Source organism: Pseudomonas sp. B21-023 (assembly GCF_024749165.1).
Classification (GTDB): domain Bacteria; phylum Pseudomonadota; class Gammaproteobacteria; order Pseudomonadales; family Pseudomonadaceae; genus Aquipseudomonas.
Genome location: NZ_CP087190.1, coordinates 1,247,533 through 1,269,785, shown reverse-complemented (window position 1 = coordinate 1,269,785; position 22,253 = coordinate 1,247,533). Strand labels below are relative to the sequence as shown.

Genomic DNA, 22,253 nt, shown 5'->3' with positions numbered 1-22,253 from the left:
TCAGAAGTGGATTACGCTGCGGATGCTCTTGCCTTCGTGCATCAGGTCGAAAGCTTTGTTGATGTCCTCCAGGCCCATGGTATGGGTAATGAAGGTGTCCAGCGGGATCTCGCCTTTCTCGGACATTTCCACGTAGCTCGGCAGCTCACTGCGGCCACGCACGCCGCCGAAGGCCGAACCGCGCCAGACGCGACCGGTGACCAGCTGGAACGGACGGGTGGCGATTTCCTGGCCGGCACCGGCCACGCCAATGATCACCGACTCGCCCCAGCCCTTGTGGCAGCATTCCAGCGCCGCGCGCATCAGTTGCACATTGCCGATGCACTCGAAGGAAAAGTCCACGCCGCCGTCGGTGAGATCGACGATCACTTCCTGGATCGGGCGGTCGTAGTCTTTCGGGTTGATGCAGTCGGTGGCGCCCAGCTGGCGGGCGATCTCGAACTTGGCCGGGTTGATGTCGATGGCGATGATGCGCGAAGCCTTGGCCTTGACCGCGCCGATCACTGCCGACAGACCGATGCCGCCGAGGCCGAAGATGGCCACAGTGTCACCCGGCTTGACCTTGGCGGTGTTGAGCACCGCGCCGATACCGGTGGTCACGCCGCAGCCGAGCAGGCAGACCTTTTCCAGCGGGGCCTCTTTCTGGATCTTGGCCACGGAGATTTCCGGCAGCACGGTGTACTCGGAGAAGGTCGAGGTGCCCATGTAGTGGAACAGCTGCTGGCCCTTGTAGCTGAAGCGGGTGGTGCCGTCGGGCATCAGGCCCTTGCCCTGCGTGGCGCGGATGGCCTGGCACAGGTTGGTCTTGCCCGACAGGCAGAATTTGCACTTGCCGCATTCCGGGGTGTACAGCGGGATCACGTGGTCGCCGACCGCCACCGAGGTCACGCCCTCGCCAACCGCCTCGACGATCGCCCCGCCCTCATGGCCGAGAATCGACGGGAAGATGCCTTCCGGGTCAGCGCCAGACAGGGTATAGGCGTCGGTATGGCAGACACCCGAGGCGACGACGCGCAGCAGCACTTCGCCGGCCTTGGGCATGGCCACGTCCACTTCGACGATTTCCAGGGGTTTCTTGGCCTCGAAGGCTACAGCAGCGCGGGACTTGATCATCAAAGGTCTCCAGACAAGAGTGTCGATTGCAGGCAAGCAGTGTAATTCACTGCCTTTTGATGAATAATCCGGCCATTCACAAAACATTATTGCCACACAGGGATAATCCATTGAGCAGCCGCTGGGAAGGCATCGACGAATTCGTCGCCGTGGCAGAAATGGGCCAGTTCACCGCCGCCGCCGAACGCCTCGGAGTGTCTTCGTCGCACATCAGTCGGCAGATCGCCCGCCTGGAGGAACGCTTGCAGACCCGCCTGCTGTACCGCAGCACGCGGCGGGTGACCCTCAGCGAAGCCGGGCAGACCTTCCTCCAGCACTGCCAGCGCCTGCAGGATGGCCGCGAGGAAGCGTTGCGCGCCATGGGCGACCTGGCCAGCGAACCCAAAGGCCTGCTGCGCCTGACCTGCGCGGTAGCCTATGGCGAGCGCTTCATCGTGCCGCTGGTGACGCGCTTCATGGCGCTGTACCCGCAGTTGCGGGTGGAGGTGGAGTTGAGCAACCGCACCCTCGACCTGCTGCATGAGGGCATGGACCTGGCGATCCGCCTGGGCCGCCTGCAGGATTCCCGGCTGGTGGCCACGCGCCTGGCGCCGCGACGCATGTACCTGTGCGCATCACCGGCCTACCTGGCACGCTATGGGCGGCCGCACAGCGTGTCGGAGTTGGCGCGGCACAATTGCCTGGTCGGCAGCTCCGACCTGTGGGCGCTGCAGCAGGAGGGTCGCGAGATCAGCCAGCGGGTACAGGGCAACTGGCGCTGCAACAGCGGCCAGGCGGTGCTGGATGCGGCGCTGCAGGGGATGGGCCTCTGCCAGTTGCCGGATTACTACGTGCTCGAGCACCTGCATAGCGGGGCGCTGGTGTCGTTGCTGGAGGGGCACCAACCGCCGAATACAGCGGTATGGGCGTTGTATCCGCAACAACGGCATCTGTCGCCGAAGGTGCGGCGGTTGGTGGACTATCTCAAGGAAGGGTTGGCGCAGTTGCCGGAGTATCGCACCACGCCTTTGCAGGAGCGGCCTTAGCCGCGATGCAGGCAACGCAGTCAGGCACCCGTTGCGCGAGTGATCGCGGCTGAAGCCGCTCCTACAGATACGGCGTCAGACCATCGCTCAGCGACGCCCAGCCCAGCGCTGGCGCAACCACTCCAAGTCCTCTGGCCGGGTCACCTTGATATTGTCGCTGCGCCCTTCGACCAGGCGCGGCGCATACCCGGCCCACTCGATGGCGGACGACTCATCGGTGACTGCTACATCGGACACCAGGCACTCGGCCAGCGCCCGGTGCAACATGCCGAGGCGGAACATCTGCGGGGTGTAGGCTTGCCAGACGGTGCTGCGATCGACCGTCGCCGCCACCCTGCCCTCGCCGTCGGCACGCTTGAGCGTGTCCCGAGCGGGTACGGCGAGCAATCCACCGACGGGATCTTCAGCCAGGGCTGACAGCAACTTGTCCAGATCGCCACGCGCCAGATTCGGCCGCGCGGCGTCGTGCACCAGCACCCAGTCGTCATCCGACGCGCCCTGGGCGTGCAGCAGCAATAGCGCATTGAGCACCGAGTCAGCGCGCTCGTCACCACCCGGGGCACGCTGGATACGCGGATCGCTGGCACAGCGCAGGCCGGGCCAATAAGGGTCGTGTTCGGCAATGCTGACCACCACGCCCTTGAGCATGGAATGGTCGAGGAAACAGTCGAGGCTATGCTCGAGAATGGTCTGACCGCCCAGTTGCAGATACTGCTTGGGACGGTCGGCAGCCATGCGGGCGCCAATGCCCGCGGCGGGAATCACGGCCCAGAAGGCCGGCAGTTTGTTTGTCATTTCTGTGGCAGCTGGTAGAGGGTTTCGCCCTCCTTGACCATCCCCAGTTCATGACGAGCCCGTTCTTCCACGGTCTCCATACCTTTCTTCAACTCCAGGACCTCGGCATCCAGCACGCGATTGCGTTCCAGCAGGCGTTCGTTTTCCGCATGCTGGTCGGCGATCTGCTGCTTGAGTTCGGTCACTTGCGCCAGGCTGCCATTACCTACCCAAAGGCGATATTGCAGGCCGCCGAGCAGCAGGAGCAGGACGAGGAACAACCAATAGGGACTGCGCATGAAGATATCCAGGGTAAAAAAGGCCGCCGCAGCGAGCTTCCGATAGCACGAAGCCTGGCCGAGGCCAGGCTTCGTCGACAGAAACCCGTGGAGGCAACCGAACGATCAGTACGAACGTTCAGCAGGCCCCGGCTGCTGCCTTTTTACCATCTCTTGCTCAGCCGCGAAACTCGGCACGGCCGCGATACACGGCTTTGGCGCCCAGTTGCTCTTCGATGCGCAGCAGTTGGTTGTACTTGCTGACGCGGTCGGAGCGGCACAGCGAGCCGGTCTTGATCTGGCCAGCAGCAGTGCCCACGGCCAGGTCGGCGATGGTCGAGTCCTCGGTTTCACCGGAACGGTGCGAGATCACCGCGGTGTAGCCAGCGGCCTTGGCCATCTGGATGGCTTCGAGGGTTTCGGTCAGCGAGCCGATCTGGTTGAACTTGATCAGGATCGAGTTGCCGATGCCCTTCTCGATACCTTCCTTCAGGATCTTGGTGTTGGTCACGAACAGGTCGTCGCCAACCAGCTGGACTTTCTCGCCGATCTTGTCGGTGAGGATCTTCCAGCCAGCCCAGTCGGACTCGTCCAGGCCGTCTTCGATCGAGATGATCGGGAAACGCTCGGTCAGGCCCTTCAGGTACTCGGCGAAACCTTCGGCGTCGAACGACTTGCCTTCGCCAGACAGGTTGTACTTGCCGTCTTCATAGAACTCGGAAGCGGCGCAGTCCAGGGCCAGGGTCACGTCGGTGCCCAGCTTGTAGCCGGCTTTCTCGACAGCTTCGGCGATGGCGGCCAGGGCGTCTTCGTTGGAAGCCAGGTTCGGGGCGAAGCCACCTTCGTCACCGACGGCGGTGTTCAGGCCACGGGCCTTGAGCACGGCCTTGAGGTGGTGGAAGATCTCGGTGCCCATGCGCAGACCGTCGGAGAAGGTCTTGGCGCCAACCGGCTGGACCATGAACTCCTGGATGTCGACGTTGTTGTCGGCGTGCTCGCCGCCGTTGATGATGTTCATCATCGGCACCGGCATGGAGTACTGGCCCGGCGTGCCGTTGAGGTTGGCGATGTGCGCGTACAGTGGCAGGTCCTGGTCCTGGGCGGCGGCCTTGGCGGCAGCCAGGGACACGGCGAGGATGGCGTTGGCGCCCAGCTTGGCCTTGTTCTCGGTGCCGTCCAGCTCGATCATCGCGCGGTCCAGGGCTTTCTGGTCCGATGGGTCCTTGCCCAGCAGCAGGTCACGGATCGGGCCGTTGATGTTGGCGACGGCCTTCAGCACGCCCTTGCCCAGGTAACGGCTCTTGTCGCCATCACGCAGCTCCAGCGCTTCGCGCGAGCCAGTGGAAGCACCCGACGGCGCGCAGGCGCTGCCGATGATGCCGTTGTCGAGCAGTACATCGGCTTCCACGGTGGGGTTGCCACGCGAATCGAGAACTTCACGACCTTTGATGTCGACGATCTTTGCCATTGTTGTAAGCACTCCAGAATTGACGAAAACAACGCAGCTTTTGGGAATTCTTGCCGTTCACCAGGCGACATGGCACGGGCAGGCCTGGCGAAGGGAGCCCCTGACCGAAAGGTCAGGGGTGGAACGGGCGGTACTTTACCCGAGAAATGAGCTTTACGCGGTTTCTACCGTCGGAAAACTTTTCACCAGGTCGTCCAGCTGCTTGAGCTGTGCCAGGAACGGCTCAAGCTTGTCCAGGCGCAGGGCGCACGGGCCATCGCACTTGGCGTTGTCCGGGTCCGGATGCGCTTCGAGGAACAGGCCGGCCAGGCCCTGGCTCATGCCAGCCTTGGCCAGGTCGGTTACCTGGGCGCGGCGGCCACCGGCGGAGTCGGCGCGACCGCCCGGGGTCTGCAACGAGTGGGTCACGTCGAAGAACACCGGGTACTCGAACTGCTTCATGATGCCGAAGCCGAGCATGTCCACAACGAGGTTGTTGTAGCCGAAGCTCGAGCCGCGCTCACAGAGGATGAGCTGGTCGTTGCCGGCCTCGACGCACTTGGCGAGGATGTGCTTCATCTCGTGGGGCGCCAGGAACTGCGCCTTCTTGATGTTGATCACCGCACCGGTCTTGGCCATCGCCACGACCAGGTCGGTCTGGCGCGACAGGAAGGCCGGCAGCTGGATGATGTCGCACACCTTGGCCACCGGTTCGCACTGGTAGGGTTCGTGCACGTCGGTGATCACCGGCACGTTGAAGGTCTGCTTGATCTCCTCGAAGATCTTCAGGCCCTCTTCCATGCCCGGGCCGCGGTACGAGTTGACCGACGAACGGTTGGCCTTGTCGAAGCTGGCCTTGAACACATACGGGATACCGAGCTTCTCGGTAACCCGCACGTACTCCTCGCAGACCTTCAGGGCCAGGTCACGGGACTCCAGGACGTTCATGCCGCCGAAAAGGACGAACGGCTTGTCGTTGGCGATCTCGATGTTACCGACGCGAATGATCTTCTGAGTCATGGATCAGGCCTTGTTCTTCTGTGCCAGGGCAGCCTTGACGAAACCGCTGAACAGCGGATGACCGTCACGTGGCGTCGAGGTGAACTCCGGGTGGAACTGGCAGGCGACGAACCATGGGTGATCCTTGGACTCGACCACTTCAACCAGCGCGCCGTCTTCGGAGCGACCGGACACCTGCAGGCCAGCTTCGACCAGCTGCGGCAGCAGGTTGTTGTTGACTTCGTAGCGGTGGCGGTGACGCTCGGTGATGATGTCCTTGCCGTAGCAGTCGTGCACCTTGGAACCGGCAGCCAGTTGGCAGTCCTGAGCGCCCAGGCGCATGGTGCCGCCCAGGTCGGACGCTTCGGTACGGGTCTCGACCGCGCCGGTGGCATCGGCCCACTCGGTGATCAGACCAACGACCGGGTGGCCGCTGTTGCGGTCGAACTCGGTGGAGTTGGCGTCTTTCCAGCCCATCACGTTACGGGCGAATTCGATCACGGCAACCTGCATGCCGAGGCAGATGCCCAGGTACGGGACCTTGTTCTCACGGGCGTACTGCACCGCGGTGATCTTGCCTTCAACACCACGCAGGCCGAAACCGCCCGGGACCAGGATGGCATCGGCGCCTTCGAGCAGGCTGGTGCCCTGGTTCTCGATGTCTTCGGAGTCGATGTAGCGCAGGTTGACCTTGGTGCGGTTGGTGATGCCGGCGTGGCTCATCGCTTCGATCAGCGACTTGTACGCGTCCAGCAGCTCCATGTACTTGCCGACCATGGCGATGGTCACTTCCTGCTCAGGGTTGAGCTTGGCGTCGACGACCTTGTCCCACTCGGACAGGTCGGCGCTGTTGCACTGCAGGCCGAAGCGCTCGACGACGAAGTCGTCCAGGCCCTGGGCATGCAGCACGCCTGGGATCTTGTAGATGGTGTCGACGTCTTCCAGCGAAATCACCGCACGCTCTTCGACGTTGGTGAACAGCGCGATCTTGCGGCGCGACGAGGCGTCGACCGGGTGGTCGGAGCGGCAGATCAGCACGTCAGGCTGCAGACCGATGGAGCGCAGTTCCTTGACCGAGTGCTGGGTCGGCTTGGTCTTGGTCTCGCCGGCGGTGGCGATGTAGGGGACCAAGGTCAGGTGCATCAGCATGGCGCGCTTGGAGCCCACTTCGACGCGCAGCTGGCGGATGGCCTCGAGGAACGGCTGCGACTCGATGTCGCCCACGGTGCCGCCGATCTCGACCAGCGCGACGTCGGCATCGCCGGCACCCTTGATGATGCGGCGCTTGATTTCGTCGGTGATGTGCGGGATGACCTGGATGGTCGCGCCCAGATAATCACCACGGCGCTCCTTGCGCAGCACGTGCTCGTAGATACGGCCGGTGGTGAAGTTGTTGTTCTGGGTCATCGTGGTGCGGATGAACCGCTCGTAGTGGCCCAGGTCGAGGTCGGTCTCGGCGCCGTCGTGGGTGACGAACACTTCACCGTGCTGGAACGGGCTCATGGTGCCCGGGTCGACGTTGATGTACGGGTCCAGCTTGAGCATGGTGACTTTAAGCCCCCGCGCTTCCAGGATGGCCGCCAGGGAAGCCGAGGCAATGCCTTTCCCCAATGAAGAAACAACACCGCCCGTGACGAATATGTAGCGCGTCATGAAAAACCCTAGAAGTCTGCGTTAAGGCGGCCAGCGCCGCCGGAGAAAGCGAAGGAAGGCCGAAGCCCCCGATCACCTGCGTCAATCACAGTGCATCTCGAAAAACTGCCGCGTCTGTACAGACCAGGGGTGTCCCCGGCATGGAGCTCGCTCGTCATTTTAAGAAATCAGCCCAGCAAAAAACTGCTTGGTAATCGGCAACTGCTGTGTTTTCGCGGAACCCACAGAAGTTGTATCAAGAAGGGAGGGTAGTCTACCGGAATGTACCCTTCAGCTCAAACCTTGCACGTTCGTCGGCGGTTGCCAGTGCAGTTGACATTCGGCCTGAGCGAGTCCGGGCAGATTGGCCACCGCCAGCAATTGCTCGCCCCGGTACAGCAGTGGCAGGCGCGAGCGCACGAAGTGCGGGACCTGCAGCTCGTTGAGAAGACGCTTGAGGTCACGCCGGCCACGGCCACTGACCTCCAGCATTTCGCTGCCTTGACGGTAGGCGATGCGCAGGCCTGTGTTGTCCATGCAGCCTTCCAGCCACACCTGGCCGTTGCCCGGCAGCGCCAGGGGCGTGGACGGGTTCGGCCACGCCCATTCACCCGTCGGAGCTTGGAGCCATTGCCCGTCCAGCCACCAGATGCGCCCGTGGCTGCGCTGCAACTGACCGTCGGTCAGGCGCCAGATCGGGCAGGCATCGCCTGCCGCGCCACGCAGGTCATCCCAACCGGCCCAGTGGCGACTGTCAGGCAGGCGGGTGCGGCGACCGAGCCAGCATTGCAGGGCATTGCGCTGGCGCGCCGGTGACAGCGCCTCGAGTACGGCGAGGTCGAGGGAGGCAAGACCGAGCCAGGGCAGCGGCGCATTGTCGCACGCCGGAGCCAGGTCAGTGGCGGCCAGCTCGTCAAGCAGGCCGAGGGCCTCGCCCAGGTGCTCGGCGCTGCGCGCCAGGTTGCCCTCAGCCTGGGGCCAGCGACCGCGCAGCAGCGGGAAGACCTCTGCGCGCAGGAAGTTGCGGGCGAAGGTGGTGTCGGTATTTGAGGGATCGTCAACCCACACCAACCCCCTGCTCTGGGCATAAGCGTGCAAGCGCTCACGCGAAACCTTCAGCAGCGGGCGCACGAGCCTGCCCTGCCCCAACGAGCGCGCCTCGGGCATGGCCGACAGACCACGCAAGCCGGCGCCGCGCAGCAGACGAAACAGCAAGGTTTCGGCCTGATCGTCACGGTGCTGGCCGGTGAACAGCACTTCGCCTACGCCCAGCCGTTTTTCGAAGGCGTCGTAGCGGGCGTTGCGGGCCGACTGTTCGAGGCTGGCGCCAGGGGCGACCTGGACAGGGACCACATCGAGTTCGACACCCAGGGCGGCACACACCGCTCGGCAGTGATCGGGCCAGGCATCGGCGGCGGCTTGCAGGCCGTGATGGACATGGATGGCACGCAAGGGGGGCACGGGGTGATTGCGGGCGTAATCGGCCAGCAGGTACAGGAGAACGGTGGAGTCGAGGCCGCCGGAGAAGGCGACGTGCCAGGCGGGGGCATCGAGCCAACGGGCAAACTGGCGGGTGAGGTTGATCATCTGGGCCTCACCGTGATGGAGATCGCGGGGGGGGGGGGGGGGCGTTTCACGCCCCTTTCGCCGGCAAGCCGGCTCCCACAGAAATATGCATTCCCTTGTGGGAGCCGGCTTGCCGGCGAAAGGGCCGCAAAGCGGCCCCTGGAATCCATCAGAGACCGTAGCTCATCAGGCGGTCGTAACGGCGCTTGAGCAGCGCGTCGTTGTCGAGCTTGCCGAGCATGTCCAGCTGTTCGATCAGGTCGGCGCGGATGCTCGCGGACATCTTGGCCGGATCACGGTGGGCGCCGCCCAGCGGCTCCTGGATGACCTTGTCGACGATGTTCAGGCTCTTCAGGCGCTCGGCGGTGATGCCCATGGCCTCGGCGGCGTCGGCGGCCTTGTCGGCGGTCTTCCACAGGATCGAGGCGCAGCCTTCCGGCGAGATCACCGAGTAGGTGGAGTACTGCAACATGTTCAGCTGGTCGCACACGCCGATGGCCAGTGCGCCGCCGGAACCACCCTCACCAATCACGGTGGCGATGATCGGCGTCTTCAGACGCGCCATGACGCGCAGGTTCCAGGCAATGGCCTCGCTCTGGTTGCGCTCTTCTGCGTCGATGCCCGGATAGGCACCCGGGGTGTCGATGAAGGTCAGGATCGGCATCTTGAAACGCTCGGCCATTTCCATCAGGCGACAGGCCTTGCGATAGCCTTCGGGACGCGGCATGCCGAAGTTGCGGCGCACCTTCTCACGCACCTCGCGGCCCTTCTGGTGGCCGATGACCATGACCGGCTTGTCGTCCAGGCGCGCGGTGCCACCGACGATGGCGGCGTCGTCGGAGAAGTGACGGTCGCCGTGCAGCTCTTCGAACTCGGTGAAGAGGTGGTCGATATAGTCGAGGGTGTAGGGGCGGCGCGGGTGACGGGCCAGACGGGCGATCTGCCAGCTGGTCAGGTTGCCGAAGATGCTCTCGGTCAGGGTGCTGCTCTTGTCCTGCAGACGGGCAATTTCATCGCTGATGTTCAGCGAGTTGTCGTTACCCACCAGGCGCAGCTCTTCGATCTTGGCTTGCAGGTCGGCAATCGGCTGTTCGAAATCGAGGAAATTCGGGTTCATAGGCTTCCGTCTTGGGTCTACGGCCAGGCGGCCGGCCGGTTGATCCGTTTGGCGCCCTACCTTAAGGGATCAGGCGCATATAGGTCGAGATTAAAATTCGTCGTTTCAACGGTATTGCAGGAAGACGTTCTCACGTCCGAACTGGTCACGCAGTGCCTGAATCAGGCCGTCGGCCGGGTCGATGGACCACTGGTCGCCGAATTGCAGCATGGCCTTGGCGTCGCTGCCGGTGTACTCCAGGGTGATCGGGCAGCCACCACGGTGGCGGGTGATCAGCTCGCCCAGCCAGTTCAGGCGGTCCCCCTTGAGCGCGTCGTGGGCGACCTTCAGGCGCAGGCTTTCGGCCAGCTTGGTACGGGCATCCTCCATGGTCATCACCGTCTTGACCCGCAGGCGCAGGCCACCGGAGAAATCGTCGTTACTGACCTCCCCCTCCACCACCACCATGGCGTCGGTCTGCAGCAAGGCCTGGGCGCCCATGAAGGCATCGGCGAACAACGAGGCCTCGATGCGCCCGGAACGGTCGTCGAGGGTGACGAAGCCCATCTTGTCGCCCTTCTTGTTCTTCATCACGCGCAGGGCAATGATCATCCCGGCGATGGTCTGGGTATCCCGCGCGGGCTTCAAGTCGACAATACGCTGGCGGGCGAAACGGCGGATCTCGGTCTCGTACTCATCAATCGGATGCCCGGTGAGGTACAGGCCGAGCGTGTCCTTTTCGCCTTTCAGGCGCTCTTTGAGCGTCAACTCCCTCACCTTGCGGTGGTTGGCGTAGACGTCGACATCCGCCTCGTCGAACATGCCGCCGAACAGGTCGACATGGCCACTGTCGGCGGTATGGGCCGCCTGTTCGGCAGCCTTGACGGCCTCACCCAGCGCCGAGAGCAGGGTCGCGCGGTTGATGTCGATGTTGGCCTGGTAGGCCTTGATCTCGTCATGGAAGTGCGGGCCGAGACGATCCAGCGCGCCACTGCGGATCAACGCATCGAGGGTACGTTTGTTGACGCGCTTGAGGTCGATGCGCTCGCAGAAATCGAACAGGTCCTTGAACGGGCCGCCCTGGGCACGCGCCTCGACGATCGCCTCCACCGGCCCCTCGCCCACCCCCTTGATCGCCCCCAGGCCATAGACGATGCGGCCATCGTTGTTGACGGTGAACTTGAAGTCGGAGAAGTTCACGTCCGGCGCGTCGAGGCGCAGCTTCATGCTGCGTACTTCCTCGACCAGCACCACTACCTTGTCGGTGTTGTGCATATCCGCCGACAGGACCGCGGCCATGAACGGCGCCGGGTAGTGGGTCTTCAACCACGCTGTCTGGTAAGAGACCAGGCCATAGGCCGCAGAGTGAGATTTGTTGAACCCGTAACCGGCGAATTTCTCTACCAGATCGAAGATGTTACCAGCCAGATCCGCATCAATGTTGTTGGCCACGCAGCCTTCGATGAAACCGCCACGCTGCTTGGCCATTTCCTCGGGCTTTTTCTTACCCATGGCCCGGCGCAGCATGTCGGCGCCGCCGAGGGTATAGCCGGCCATCACCTGGGCGATCTGCATCACCTGTTCCTGGTACAGGATGATGCCGTAGGTCGGCGCAAGAACGGGCTTGAGGCCTTCGTACTGGTAGTCCGCATGCGGGTAGGCCAACTCGGCGCGGCCGTGTTTGCGGTTGATGAAGTCGTCCACCATGCCCGACTGCAGCGGACCGGGGCGGAACAGCGCCACCAGTGCGATAAGGTCTTCCAGGCAGTCAGGCTTGAGCTTCTTGATCAGCTCTTTCATGCCGCGCGATTCGAGCTGGAACACTGCGGTGGTTTCAGCCTTCTGCAGCAACTCGTAGGTCTTGCGGTCGTCCAGCGGAATGAAGTCGATGTTGACGTCGGGCAGGTTCTTCTTGGCCTGCTCGCGGTTGATGATTTCCATCGCCCACTTGATGATCGTCAGCGTACGCAGGCCGAGGAAGTCGAACTTCACCAGGCCCGCGGCCTCGACGTCGTCCTTGTCGAACTGGGTCACCAGGCCGCCGCCTTCTTCATCACAGGCGATCGGCGAAAAGTCGGTAAGCTTGGTCGGGGCGATCACCACGCCACCGGCGTGCTTGCCGGTACCGCGGGTGACACCTTCGAGCTTGAGGGCCATGTCCCAGATTTCGCGGGCATCCTCGTCGCCCTTGAGGAAGTCGCGCAGGATCTCTTCCTGCTCGTAGGCCTTCTCCAGGGTCATGCCCACTTCGAACGGGATCATCTTCGACAGGCGGTCGGCCAGGCCGTAGGACTTGCCCTGCACCCGCGCCACGTCACGCACCACCGCCTTGGCGGCCATGGTGCCGAAGGTGATGATCTGGCTCACCGCATTGCGCCCATAGGCTTCGGCCACGTAGTCGATCACCCGGTCGCGGCCATCCATGCAGAAGTCGACGTCGAAGTCGGGCATGGAAATACGTTCAGGGTTGAGGAAGCGCTCGAACAGCAGGTCGTAGGCCAACGGGTCGAGGTCGGTGATCTTCAGCACGTAGGCCACCAAGGAACCGGCACCCGACCCCCGGCCCGGGCCGACCGGCACGTCGTTGTTCTTCGCCCACTTGATGAAGTCCATAACGATCAGGAAGTAACCGGGGAAGCCCATCTGGATAATGATATCCAGCTCGAACTTCAGGCGGTCCAGGTAGACCTGGCGCTTCTCTTCGTAGTTGGGCGTGGTCTCCTTCGGCCAAAGCACCGCCAGGCGCTCTTCGAGGCCTTCGTGGGAGACATGCCGCAGGTAGTCGTCGATGCCCATGCCGTTGGGCGTCGGGAAGTCGGGGAGGAAGTACTTGCCCAGCTGCACGGTGATGTTGCAGCGCTTGGCGATCTCAACGGTGTTGGCAATGGCGTCCGGCAGGTCACTGAACAGCTCGGCCATCTCTTCGGCGGACTTTAGGTACTGCTGGTCGCTGTAGCCACGCGGGCGGCGCGGGTCGTCCAGGGTCCAACCCTCGCCGATGCACACGCGGGTCTCGTGGGCGTCGAAGTCCGACTGCTTGACGAAACGCACGTCGTTGGTCGCCACCAGTGGCGCGCCGAGCTTGTCGGCCAAGGCCACGGCAGCGTGCACGTATTCCTCGTCACCAGCGCGGTTGGTACGCTGCACCTCGACGTAGAAGCGCTCGGGGAACATGCTCATCCAGTCAGCGAGCAGTACCTGGGCTTCGTCCTGACGATTGGCCATCAGCGCCATGCCGATGTCGCCTTCCTTGCCCGCGGACAGGGCAATCAGCCCCTCGCTGGCCGGGGCGATCCAGTCGCGCTGGATGATCACCAGCCCATTGCGCTGGCCATCGGTCCAACCGCGCGAGATCAGCTCGGTGAGATTGCGGTAACCCTTGGGGTTCATGGCCAGGAAACAGATGCGCGACAGTGGCGCCTCCGGGTCAACCCCAGCCAGCCACAGGTCGGCGCCGCAGATCGGCTTGATGCCGGCGCCCATGGCGGTCTTGTAGAACTTCACCAGCGAGCACATGTTGCTCTGGTCGGTGATCGCCACCGCCGGCATGTTCATCCCGGCCAGGGCCTTGGCCAGCGGCTTGATCCGCACCAGGCCGTCGACCAGGGAGAATTCGGAGTGCACGCGAAGGTGAACGAAGGAGACCGACATGGAGGATCCTGTAGCAGTGCTGAACGACAAGGGCGGGATTGTAGCGTATTGCTCTGCGCTTGCCTCGCCTGCAGGTCAGCGGTTGATTGCAGAATGCATCGCGGGGCAAGCCCGCTCCCACGCCAAGCCTGCAATGGAATCGGCTGCGTGGGAGCGGGCTTGCCCCGCGATGCATGGCGATAATCAGATCAGAAAAGTGGAAACGCCCTCACGAGCTTCCCAGGCAGCTCGAACAGGCGCGAACGAACGCCGATGAATGGGCGTCGGCCCTAGACGGGCCAGGGCCTCAAGGTGCACTGGGGTCGGATACCCCTTGTGCCCGCCGATCCCATAACCCGGGTAGATCAGCTCGAACGCGCTCATCTCGCGGTCACGGGTGACCTTGGCCAGAATCGAGGCGGCGGCGATTGCCGGCACCTGCGAATCACCCTTGACCACCGGAGCCGCCGGTACCGAAAGCTTCGGACAGCGGTTGCCATCGATCAGCGCCAGTTTCGGCGTGACGTGCAGCCCTTCGACCGCACGCTGCATGGCCAGCATGGTCGCATGGAGGATGTTCAGTCGGTCGATTTCCTCGACCTCGGCGCGAGCGATGCAGAAACTCAGCGCCTTTTCGCAGATCTCGTCGAACAGCGCATCGCGCTTGGCCTCGGTGAGTTTCTTCGAGTCGTTCAGACCGAGGATCGGCCGGCGCGGGTCGAGAATAACCGCTGCGGTTACCACCGCGCCGCACAGCGGACCCCGCCCCACTTCGTCTACACCTGCCACCAGTTCCTCGACCAGGTTGAAATCCAGTCCAATCTGCATGTCAGCGGTCCTTCAACAGGGCAAGCACCGCGTCGGCCGCCTGGTTGGAGGCGTCGCGGCGCAGGGTGCGGTGAATCTGGTCGAAGCTGTCGGTCTGCTGCGCGCCATCCTTGACCAGCGGTGCCAGGGTTTGCGCCAAGGCCTCGCTGGTGGCGGCGTCCTGCAGCAGCTCGGGTACCAACAGCCGCTGGGCAAGCAAGTTGGGCAGCGACACGTAGGGGCTCTTGACCATGCGTTTGAGGATCCAGTATGTCAACGGTGCCAGGCGATAGGCCACCACCATCGGCCGCTTGTACAGCATCGCTTCCAGGGTGGCGGTACCCGAGGCGATCAGCACCGCGTCGCACGCCGCCAGAGCCTTGTGCGACTGGCCGTCGAGCAAGGTCAGCGGCAGCTCGCGCCCTTCGAGCATCTGCTCGACCTGGGCGCGGCGCGCGGCATTGGCGCACGGCAGCACGAAACGTGCACCAGGCACCAGCTCGCGCAGGCGCTGGGCCGCATCAAGGAACAAGGCGCCCAGGCGCCCCACTTCGCCGCCGCGGCTGCCGGGCATCAGGGCGATCACCGGGCCATCACCCAGGCCCAGCTCGGCACGCGCCGCGCCACGGTCAGCCTCGAGGGGAATGGTGTCCGCCAACGGGTGGCCGACGAAGCGCACCGGCACACCCTGCTCTTCATAGAAGCGCGCCTCGAACGGCAGCAGGGTGAGCATCAGGTCGCACCCCTCGCGGATCTTCAACACACGTTTCTGCCGCCAGGCCCAGACCGACGGGCTGACATAGTGCACTGTCTTGATCCCGGCCTGGCGCAGCTTGAGTTCGATATTCAGGGTGAAATCAGGTGCATCGATACCGATGAACACGTCAGGCTTTTCACCGATCAGTGTCTCGATCAACAGCTTGCGCCGCTTGAGCAGCTCGCGCAGACGCCCAAGCACCTCGACCAGGCCCATGACGGCCAGGCGTTCCATCGGGAAGTAGGAGGTCATGCCTTCGGCCTCCATCAATGGCCCGCCGACGCCGATGAATCGCACATCGGGGTGGCGCGCCTTGATGGCACGCATCAAGCCGGAACCGAGGATGTCGCCGCTGGCCTCGCCCGCGACCAGCGCCACGCAAAGTTGGGCCATGTCAGCGCGTGATGCCGCGGGCGGAGTTGGCGATCGATTGACGGAACAGGTCGACTTCCGGGAACTGGCTCACCAGCTCGTCCAGCTCCTTGAGCGCCTCTTCGACGGTCAGGCCCTGGCGATAGACAACCTTGTAGGCGCGGCGCAGTGCATGCAGCACCTCATCGCTGAAACCACGACGGCGCAGGCCTTCGAAGTTCATGCTGCGCGCCTCGGCCGGGCTGCCGAACACCGTCACATAAGCCGGCACGTCCTTGCCGATCGCGGTACCCATGCCGGAAAAGGCATGCGCGCCGATATGGCAGTACTGGTGCACCAGTGTGTAGCCCGACAGGATCGCCCAGTCGCCCACGTGCACGTGCCCGGCCAACGCGGTGTTGTTGACCAGGATGCAGTGGTTGCCGATGACGCTGTCATGGCCGATGTGGGCATAGGCCATGATCAGGTTGTGATCGCCCAGCGTCGTTTCCGAACGGTCCTGCACGGTGCCGCGATGGATGGTGACACCCTCGCGGATCACATTGTGGTCACCGATCACCAGGCGCGTCGGCTCACCCTTGTACTTCAGGTCAGGGGTGTCTTCACCGATCGAGGAGAACTGGTAGATGCGGTTGTGCTTGCCAATACGAGTCGGCCCTTTAAGCACGACGTGCGGGCCAATGACGGTGCCCTCCCCGATTTCCACATCGGGGCCTACGATCGACCAGGGGCCAACCTCGACGCCCTCGGCCAGCTTGGCCGAGGGATCGATGATCGCCCGTGGATCAATCGAACTCATAGGGAGCGTTCCGCACAGGTGATCTCGGCCGAGCAGACTGGCTTGCCGTCCACCAGGGCACGGCATTCGAACTTCCAGATCATGCTCTTGCGGCTGAGGAACTTCGCTTCCAGGACCAGTTGGTCGCCCGGCAGTACCGGTTGGCGGAAACGCAGCTTGTCGGAGCCGACAAAGTAGTAAAGCGTGCCGTCAGCCGGCTTGGCGTCGAGCATCTTGAATCCGAGAATCCCGGCCGCCTGGGCCATCGCCTCGATGATCAGCACGCCCGGCATGATCGGATGCGCCGGGAAGTGGCCATTGAAGAACGGCTCGTTGATGCTGACATTCTTGTAGGCACGAATGCTTTGGGCCTCGAAGTCCAGCTCCGTCACCCGGTCCACCAGCAGGAACGGGTAACGGTGAGGCAGGTATTCGCGAATCTCGTTGATGTCCATCATTTCGGGGGGAAGCCTGTATAAGAATAGGGAGCGCAGGTGCTGACCACACGCTCCTTTTGCAGATCCAAAGAGGAGCCAGCTAGCGACTGTAACGCTCGCTCAGTAAATGGTATCAGCCTTCTGATGTCGGCTGGCCACCTGAGGTCACGGTGTCGACACGCTTTTCCAGCTGCTGGAGACGCTTGGACATCTCGTCCAGCTGGCGAATGCGAGCGGCGCTCTTGCGCCATTCGGCCAAAGGTTGCATGGCAGTTCCGGAAGAGTAGCCACCCGGTTCGGTAATCGAACGGGTCACCATGGTCATGCCGGAGACGAAAACATTGTCGCAGACGTCGATGTGACCGACCATCCCGACACCACCGGCAATCATGCAGTGCTTGCCGATACGGGTGCTGCCCGAGATACCGACGCAGGCCGCCATCGCCGTGTGGTCACCGACCTGCACGTTATGGGCGATCTGGATCTGGTTGTCGAGCTTGACGCCATCACCGATGCGCGTGTCCGACAGGGCGCCGCGGTCCACCGCGGTGTTCACGCCAATCTCGACATCGTCGCCCAGGGTGACGCCGCCGATCTGCGCGATCTTGCGCCAGATGCCTTTCTCGTTGGCAAAGCCAAAGCCCTCGCCACCGATCACCGCGCCGGACTGGATGACCACGCGCTTGCCAATGGTCACGTCGTGATACAGCGTGACACGGGGTGCCAACCAGCCACCCTCGCCGATGACGCAACGGGCACCGATGAAACAGTGCGCGCCGACCGTCACGTTGGCGTCGATTCGCGCGCCGCTTTCGACCACCGCGAACGGACCGATGCTGGCGCTGGCATCCACCTGGGCATCCTCGGCAACCACGGCGCTGGGATGAATTCCCGCCACAGCCTTGGGCTTCGGATCGAACAGGTGCGAGATGCGCGCGTAAGCCAAATACGGGTCGGCCACGATCAAGGCATTGCCGGCGAAACCTTCGGCGTCCTCGGCCTTGAGCAATACCGCGCTGGCCGTGGAATCGTCCAGAAACTTGCGGTACTGCTTGTTGGCGAGGAAACTCAGCTGCCCGGAAACGGCCTCCTGCAAGGTGGCCAACCCGGTGATTTCCAGCGCCTCGGGGCCTTTGAGCTCGGCGCCGAGGGCTTCGGCCAGCTGGCCGAGTGTCATGGTTACGGTCATATCAACGGGCTTGGTTCATGCGCTCGATGACCTGGCGGGTGATGTCGTACTGCGGCTTGACATCGATGACCGCGCCACGCTCGAGCACCAGGTCGAAGCCGCCCTTCTTGATCACTTCCTCGACGGCGCCATCAAGCTTGGGCTTGAGCTGCTTGAGCATGTCGCGATCCGCCACGGCCTTGGCTTCGTTGAGCTCCTTGGACTGGAACTGGAAGTCGCGGGCCTTTTGCTTGAACTCGAGCTCGAGGCGCTCGCGCTCTGGCTGAGGCATCTTGTCGCCGCCCTTGATCAGGCGATCCTGGATGCCCTTGGCGCTGCTTTCCAGGCCCTTGAGCTTGGTCAGTTGCGGGCCGAACTTCTTCTCGGCGTCAACGGCGTATTTCTTGGCCGCGTCGGATTCCAGCAGGGCCATCTGATAGTTCAGCACGGCAACCTTCATTTCGGCGAAAGCCGGGGTGGCGACCAGCGCCGCGGCCACAAGGGCCAGTTGAGTCAACTTACGCACGATGCACTCCTGGATAATCCGTTGTCGTTATGCAAGGGCCGACCTCAGAAGGTCTGGCCCAGAGAGAATTGGAACACTTGCGTGTCGGCGTCGTCCGGCTTCTTGATCGGCATCGCCAGGCTGAAGCTCAGCGGGCCCAGCGCGGTGATCCAGGTTACGCCCAGACCGACGGAACTGGCCATGTCCGAGAAACCGACCTTGGTGCAGTCCGGCTTGGAACCGCAGTTGGTGTCGAACACGTTACCCACGTCCCAGAACACGGAGGTGCGCAGCGAACGCTGGTCCTTGACGAACGGCAGCGGGAACAGCAGCTCCACACCGCCCTGGACGAGGACGTTGCCACCGAACGGCAGCGGATCCTGGTCCGGGTCGGCGATGGTGCCCGGGTTCTTGCCGCTACTAGGCGTGCTGCGTGGGCCCAGGGTGCTGTCCTTGAAGCCGCGCACGGAGTTGAAGCCGCCCGCGTAGTAGTTCTCGTAGAACGGCAGCCCCGAAGTGCCGCCAAAACCGTCACCGTAGCCCAGCTCGGTGTGCAGGCGCAGGGTGTAGTCGTTGTTGATCGGCTTGAACAGCTGGCCACGGTAGTCGAGCTTGTAGAACGACAGGTCGCTGCCCGGCACGGTGGTCTCGAGGGTCAGGCTCTGCGAGTGACCACGGGTGGCCAGCACGCCCTTGTTAAGGGTCGACTCGGACCAGCCGATCGACGCCTTGAAGTTGAGGAAGTTGTCGCCTTCGTCCTGGATGAACTTGAAGATCTCATCGACGGTGTAGCGGCCGGTCTTCAGCTTGTCCTGCTGCACGGTCAGGCCGTAGGTCAGGCGCGAAGTCTCGCTGATCGGGTAGCCGAGGCTGACGCCGGCACCCAGGCTGTCCACCGCATAGCTGGCCACGTCGACGTCGAGGTCGTCGTAGTCGGTGCTGCGGTAGAAGGCGTTGTAACCCAGGCTCACACCGTCGGGGGTGAAGTAGGGATCAACGTAGCCGAAGTTGTAGCGGGTCTGGTATTCGGAACGGGTCAGGCCGATGGAGACCTTGTTACCGGTACCCAGGAAGTTGTTCTGGCTGATCGAGCCACCCAGGATCAGGCCCGCGCTCTGGGCGAAACCGACGCTGGCGGTGATCGAGCCGGAGGCTTGCTCTTCGACGCTGTAGTTGACGTCGACCTGGTCGTCGGTGCCCGGCACCGGCGGCGTCTCGACGTTGACTTCCTTGAAGAAGCCCAGGCGCTCGAGGCGGGTCTTGGATTGGTCGATGAGGTAGGTCGAAGCCCAGCCGCCTTCCATCTGGCGCATTTCGCGGCGCAGCACTTCGTCTTCGGTCTTGGTGTTGCCGCGGTAGTTGATGCGGTTGACGTAGGCACGCTTGCCCGGATCGACGACGAACATGATGTCGACGGTGTGATCCTGGTCGTTCGGCTGTGGCACGCCGTTGACGTTGGCGAAGGTATAGCCTTCGTTACCCAGGCGACGGGTGATCAGGTCAGAGGTGGTGGTCATCACCTTGCGCGAGAACACCTGGCCCGGCTGCACCAGCAGCAGCGACTTGACCTGGTCTTCCGGCACTTTCAGGTCACCGGACAACTTCACGTCGCGGACGGTGTACTTCTCGCCCTCGTTGATGTTGACGGTGATGTAGACATGCTTCTTGTCCGGGGTGATCGACACCTGGGTGGACGCGATGTCCATGTTGATGTAGCCGCGGTCCAGGTAGTAGGAACGCAGGCGCTCCAGGTCACCGGACAGTTTTTCGCGGGCGTACTTGTCGTCGTTCTTGAAGAACGACAGCCAGTTGGTGGTCTTGAGCTCGAACAGCTGGCCTAGGGTCTCGTCGTCGAAGACCGTGTTACCCACCACGTTGATGTGCTGGATCGCGGCCACGGTGCCTTCGTTGATCTTGATCTTCAGGCCGACGCGGTTGCGCGGCTGCGGCACGACTTCGGCGTCGACTTCGGCGGAGTAGCGGCCCTGGGCCACGTACTGGCGCTGCAGCTCGTTACGCACGCCTTCGAGCGTCGCGCGCTGGAAGATCTCGCCTTCGGCCAGGCCCGACTGCTTCAGGCCCTTCATCAGGTCTTCGGTGCTGATCGCCTTGTTGCCTTCGATCTCGATGCTCGACACCGAAGGGCGCTCGACCACGTTGATGATCAGGACATTGCCGTCGCGGTTCAGCTGGATGTCCTGGAAGAAGCCGGTCTTGAACAGCGAGCGGGTGGACTCGACCAGACGGCGGTCGTCGACCTGGTCACCGACGTTCAGCGGCAACGCGCCGAACACGCTGCCGGCGGAAACCCGCTGCAGGCCGTTGACACGAATATCGGAGATGGTGAAGGACTCGGCGTGAACTTCAGCGATCATCAGTGCGGAGAGCACCGCAGTTAGCAGCAGACGTTTCATGAAGTCCTTTTATTCCAACTGGCAATAAACAACCCGCCGCGAGAAAGCGGCAGGTTTCGCGATTGAGCGAAGCTTTTATAGTCGACCCAGATCGTTGATCAGGGCGAGCAACATCACCCCGACGACCAAACTGATACCGATCTGGACCCCCCAACCTTGCACCCGATCCGAGAGCGGACGACCGCGCGCCCACTCGATCAGGTAGAACAGCAAATGCCCCCCATCCAGTACCGGGATGGGCAGCAGGTTCAGAACCCCCAGGCTTATGCTCAGGTAGGCCAGGAAATTCAGGAAATCCCCAACGCCCGACTGGGCTGAAGCGCCCGCCACTTTAGCAATGGTTATCGGTCCGCTCAAGTTTTTTACCGAGAGCTCTCCGAACAGCATTTTCTTCAGCGATTCGAGGGTCAGGACACTCATGTTCCAAGTGCGGGACAAGCCCTCGCCCACCGCCTCCAGCGGCCCGTAACTGACCTCGCGAAGCATCTTCGCCGGCCATTCGCTCGCCTTGACCCCGGCGCCCAGATATCCACCAGACGCCTGGCCTTCGCCCTTGCGTGCCAGGGTAACCGGTACCTCAAGGGCTGCGCCGTCGCGCTCGATACGCAGGTTCACCGTGCGCTCGGGGCGGGCGCGGACCGCGTCGACCACCTGCTGCCAGTCGCCCAGCGCCATACCGTCGAGCGCCAGCAGCTTGTCACCGGTCTTGAGCCCGGCGGCAGCGGCCGGCCCTTTCGGATCGATCTCCGCCAGCACCGGAACCATCGCCGGTCGCCAGGGACGCAGGCCCAGGGACTGGATCGGATCAGGCTCATCGGCGCCCTTGAGCCAATTGTTCAGGGTAATGTCGAGCTGGCGCTCGACCGTTGCCCCTTCATCGAGCACACCTACTCGCAGCGTGCCGCTCTCCCCGAGGCGACGCACCAGCTGCAGATTGACCGCCGACCAGCCGTTGGTCGGTTTGCCATCGATGGAAACGATTTCCTGGCCGACGCCCAGACCGGCGCTGGCCGCCAGGCTGCCCGCCTCGACCGCGCCGATGACCGGGCGCACCTGCTGCGAGCCGAGCATGGCCAGCACCCAGAAGAACAGGATCGCGAGGAGGAAGTTGGCGACCGGACCGGCCGCCACGATAGCGATGCGCTGGCGCACCGATTTACGGTTGAACGATTGTTCGACCAGCGCCGGCGGCACCTCGCCCTCGCGCTCGTCGAGCATCTTGACGTAGCCGCCCAGGGGAATCGCGGCAACGACGAACTCGGTGCCCTGGCGATCGTGCCAGCGCAGCAACGGCGTACCGAAGCCCACCGAGAAGCGCAGGACCTTGACCCCGCAGCGCCGCGCCACCCAGAAGTGGCCGAACTCGTGGAAGGTGACCAGCACGCCGAGCGCAATCAGCGTGCCGACAATCATGTAGAGCGCAGTCATGTCCTATCTCCGGATGACATTCGGCGG

The 22,253-nt window shown here is 63.3% G+C and carries 18 protein-coding genes; 1 reads left to right on the top strand and 17 read right to left on the bottom strand.

Annotated elements, in window-relative coordinates:
- Positions 1-1,113: an S-(hydroxymethyl)glutathione dehydrogenase/class III alcohol dehydrogenase gene (locus LOY42_RS05780; protein WP_016712915.1), complete on the bottom strand. Its 1,113-nt coding sequence runs from the start codon at positions 1,111-1,113 to the stop codon at positions 1-3.
- Positions 1,114-1,271: 158 nt separating this feature from the next.
- Here LOY42_RS05780 and LOY42_RS05775 point away from each other — a divergent pair, with 158 nt between their 5' ends.
- Positions 1,272-2,138 carry a LysR substrate-binding domain-containing protein gene (locus tag LOY42_RS05775; protein WP_232968107.1) on the top strand — a complete coding sequence of 289 codons (867 nt, stop codon included), beginning with the start codon at positions 1,272-1,274 and terminating at the stop codon, positions 2,136-2,138.
- Between the two features lie 87 nt (positions 2,139-2,225).
- On the opposite strand, the gene ispD is transcribed toward LOY42_RS05775, so the two are convergent.
- The 16 genes from ispD to rseP form a co-directional block, all read right to left on the bottom strand.
- Positions 2,226-2,933 carry a 2-C-methyl-D-erythritol 4-phosphate cytidylyltransferase gene (gene ispD / locus LOY42_RS05770; protein ID WP_139669207.1) on the bottom strand — a complete coding sequence of 236 codons (708 nt, stop codon included), beginning with the start codon at positions 2,931-2,933 and terminating at the stop codon, positions 2,226-2,228.
- Positions 2,930-3,211 (bottom strand): cell division protein FtsB, encoded by a 282-nt coding sequence (ftsB, locus tag LOY42_RS05765; protein WP_011535259.1) that lies wholly within the window; start codon positions 3,209-3,211, stop codon positions 2,930-2,932. The genes ispD and ftsB overlap by 4 nt, the downstream gene beginning before the upstream one ends.
- A 157-nt stretch (positions 3,212-3,368) precedes the next feature.
- Complete coding sequence (gene eno, locus LOY42_RS05760) at positions 3,369-4,658, bottom strand: phosphopyruvate hydratase (protein ID WP_008099635.1); 1,290 nt, start codon at positions 4,656-4,658, stop codon at positions 3,369-3,371.
- A 153-nt stretch (positions 4,659-4,811) separates the two neighbouring features.
- On the bottom strand, positions 4,812-5,657 hold the full coding sequence (gene kdsA, locus LOY42_RS05755; protein WP_028690660.1) for a 3-deoxy-8-phosphooctulonate synthase: 846 nt from the start codon (positions 5,655-5,657) through the stop codon (positions 4,812-4,814).
- Positions 5,658-5,660: 3 nt separating this feature from the next.
- Positions 5,661-7,289 (bottom strand): CTP synthase, encoded by a 1,629-nt coding sequence (locus LOY42_RS05750; protein ID WP_046854404.1) that lies wholly within the window; start codon positions 7,287-7,289, stop codon positions 5,661-5,663.
- Between the two features lie 270 nt (positions 7,290-7,559).
- The gene (gene tilS, locus LOY42_RS05745; protein WP_139669203.1) at positions 7,560-8,855 is read right to left on the bottom strand and encodes a tRNA lysidine(34) synthetase TilS; all 1,296 of its coding nucleotides are present in this window, start codon (positions 8,853-8,855) and stop codon (positions 7,560-7,562) included.
- A 148-nt stretch (positions 8,856-9,003) separates the two neighbouring features.
- Positions 9,004-9,951, bottom strand: a complete 948-nt coding sequence (locus LOY42_RS05740) for an acetyl-CoA carboxylase carboxyltransferase subunit alpha (protein ID WP_023628729.1) — start codon at positions 9,949-9,951, stop codon at positions 9,004-9,006.
- Between the two features lie 105 nt (positions 9,952-10,056).
- Entirely contained in the window at positions 10,057-13,581 is a 3,525-nt protein-coding gene (gene dnaE / locus LOY42_RS05735; RefSeq protein WP_102684058.1) for a DNA polymerase III subunit alpha, read from the bottom strand.
- Positions 13,582-13,764: 183 nt separating this feature from the next.
- On the bottom strand, positions 13,765-14,388 hold the full coding sequence (gene rnhB, locus LOY42_RS05730; RefSeq protein ID WP_139669201.1) for a ribonuclease HII: 624 nt from the start codon (positions 14,386-14,388) through the stop codon (positions 13,765-13,767).
- A gap of 1 nt (position 14,389) precedes the next feature.
- On the bottom strand, positions 14,390-15,517 hold the full coding sequence (gene lpxB / locus LOY42_RS05725) for a lipid-A-disaccharide synthase (protein WP_046854401.1): 1,128 nt from the start codon (positions 15,515-15,517) through the stop codon (positions 14,390-14,392).
- 1 nt (position 15,518) lies between these two features.
- Entirely contained in the window at positions 15,519-16,295 is a 777-nt protein-coding gene (gene lpxA / locus LOY42_RS05720; protein WP_102684056.1) for an acyl-ACP--UDP-N-acetylglucosamine O-acyltransferase, read from the bottom strand.
- Positions 16,292-16,732, bottom strand: coding sequence for a 3-hydroxyacyl-ACP dehydratase FabZ (gene fabZ / locus LOY42_RS05715; protein WP_011535269.1), 441 nt, complete (start codon positions 16,730-16,732; stop codon positions 16,292-16,294). The genes lpxA and fabZ overlap by 4 nt, the downstream gene beginning before the upstream one ends.
- A gap of 112 nt (positions 16,733-16,844) precedes the next feature.
- A complete protein-coding gene (gene lpxD, locus LOY42_RS05710) occupies positions 16,845-17,900 on the bottom strand; it encodes a UDP-3-O-(3-hydroxymyristoyl)glucosamine N-acyltransferase (RefSeq protein WP_046854399.1) in 1,056 nt (351 codons plus the stop codon).
- Position 17,901: 1 nt separating this feature from the next.
- Positions 17,902-18,405, bottom strand: a complete 504-nt coding sequence (locus LOY42_RS05705) for an OmpH family outer membrane protein (RefSeq protein ID WP_023629834.1) — start codon at positions 18,403-18,405, stop codon at positions 17,902-17,904.
- 44 nt (positions 18,406-18,449) lie between these two features.
- Positions 18,450-20,798, bottom strand: coding sequence for an outer membrane protein assembly factor BamA (bamA, locus tag LOY42_RS05700; protein ID WP_102684054.1), 2,349 nt, complete (start codon positions 20,796-20,798; stop codon positions 18,450-18,452).
- Between the two features lie 75 nt (positions 20,799-20,873).
- Positions 20,874-22,226: an RIP metalloprotease RseP gene (rseP, locus tag LOY42_RS05695; protein WP_139669198.1), complete on the bottom strand. Its 1,353-nt coding sequence runs from the start codon at positions 22,224-22,226 to the stop codon at positions 20,874-20,876.
- Between the last annotated feature and the right edge of the window lie 27 nt (positions 22,227-22,253).

Coding starts and splice junctions, on each gene's coding strand:
- LOY42_RS05780 (WP_016712915.1), bottom strand. CDS start 1,113: ATGATCAAGTCCCGCGCTGCTGTAGCCTTCGAGGCCAAGAAACCCCTG.
- LOY42_RS05775 (WP_232968107.1), top strand. CDS start 1,272: ATGGGCCAGTTCACCGCCGCCGCCGAACGCCTCGGAGTGTCTTCGTCG.
- ispD (WP_139669207.1), bottom strand. CDS start 2,933: ATGACAAACAAACTGCCGGCCTTCTGGGCCGTGATTCCCGCCGCGGGC.
- ftsB (WP_011535259.1), bottom strand. CDS start 3,211: ATGCGCAGTCCCTATTGGTTGTTCCTCGTCCTGCTCCTGCTGCTCGGC.
- eno (WP_008099635.1), bottom strand. CDS start 4,658: ATGGCAAAGATCGTCGACATCAAAGGTCGTGAAGTTCTCGATTCGCGT.
- kdsA (WP_028690660.1), bottom strand. CDS start 5,657: ATGACTCAGAAGATCATTCGCGTCGGTAACATCGAGATCGCCAACGAC.
- LOY42_RS05750 (WP_046854404.1), bottom strand. CDS start 7,289: ATGACGCGCTACATATTCGTCACGGGCGGTGTTGTTTCTTCATTGGGG.
- tilS (WP_139669203.1), bottom strand. CDS start 8,855: ATGATCAACCTCACCCGCCAGTTTGCCCGTTGGCTCGATGCCCCCGCC.
- LOY42_RS05740 (WP_023628729.1), bottom strand. CDS start 9,951: ATGAACCCGAATTTCCTCGATTTCGAACAGCCGATTGCCGACCTGCAA.
- dnaE (WP_102684058.1), bottom strand. CDS start 13,581: ATGTCGGTCTCCTTCGTTCACCTTCGCGTGCACTCCGAATTCTCCCTG.
- rnhB (WP_139669201.1), bottom strand. CDS start 14,388: ATGCAGATTGGACTGGATTTCAACCTGGTCGAGGAACTGGTGGCAGGT.
- lpxB (WP_046854401.1), bottom strand. CDS start 15,517: ATGGCCCAACTTTGCGTGGCGCTGGTCGCGGGCGAGGCCAGCGGCGAC.
- lpxA (WP_102684056.1), bottom strand. CDS start 16,295: ATGAGTTCGATTGATCCACGGGCGATCATCGATCCCTCGGCCAAGCTG.
- fabZ (WP_011535269.1), bottom strand. CDS start 16,732: ATGATGGACATCAACGAGATTCGCGAATACCTGCCTCACCGTTACCCG.
- lpxD (WP_046854399.1), bottom strand. CDS start 17,900: ATGACCGTAACCATGACACTCGGCCAGCTGGCCGAAGCCCTCGGCGCC.
- bamA (WP_102684054.1), bottom strand. CDS start 20,798: ATGAAACGTCTGCTGCTAACTGCGGTGCTCTCCGCACTGATGATCGCT.
- rseP (WP_139669198.1), bottom strand. CDS start 22,226: ATGACTGCGCTCTACATGATTGTCGGCACGCTGATTGCGCTCGGCGTG.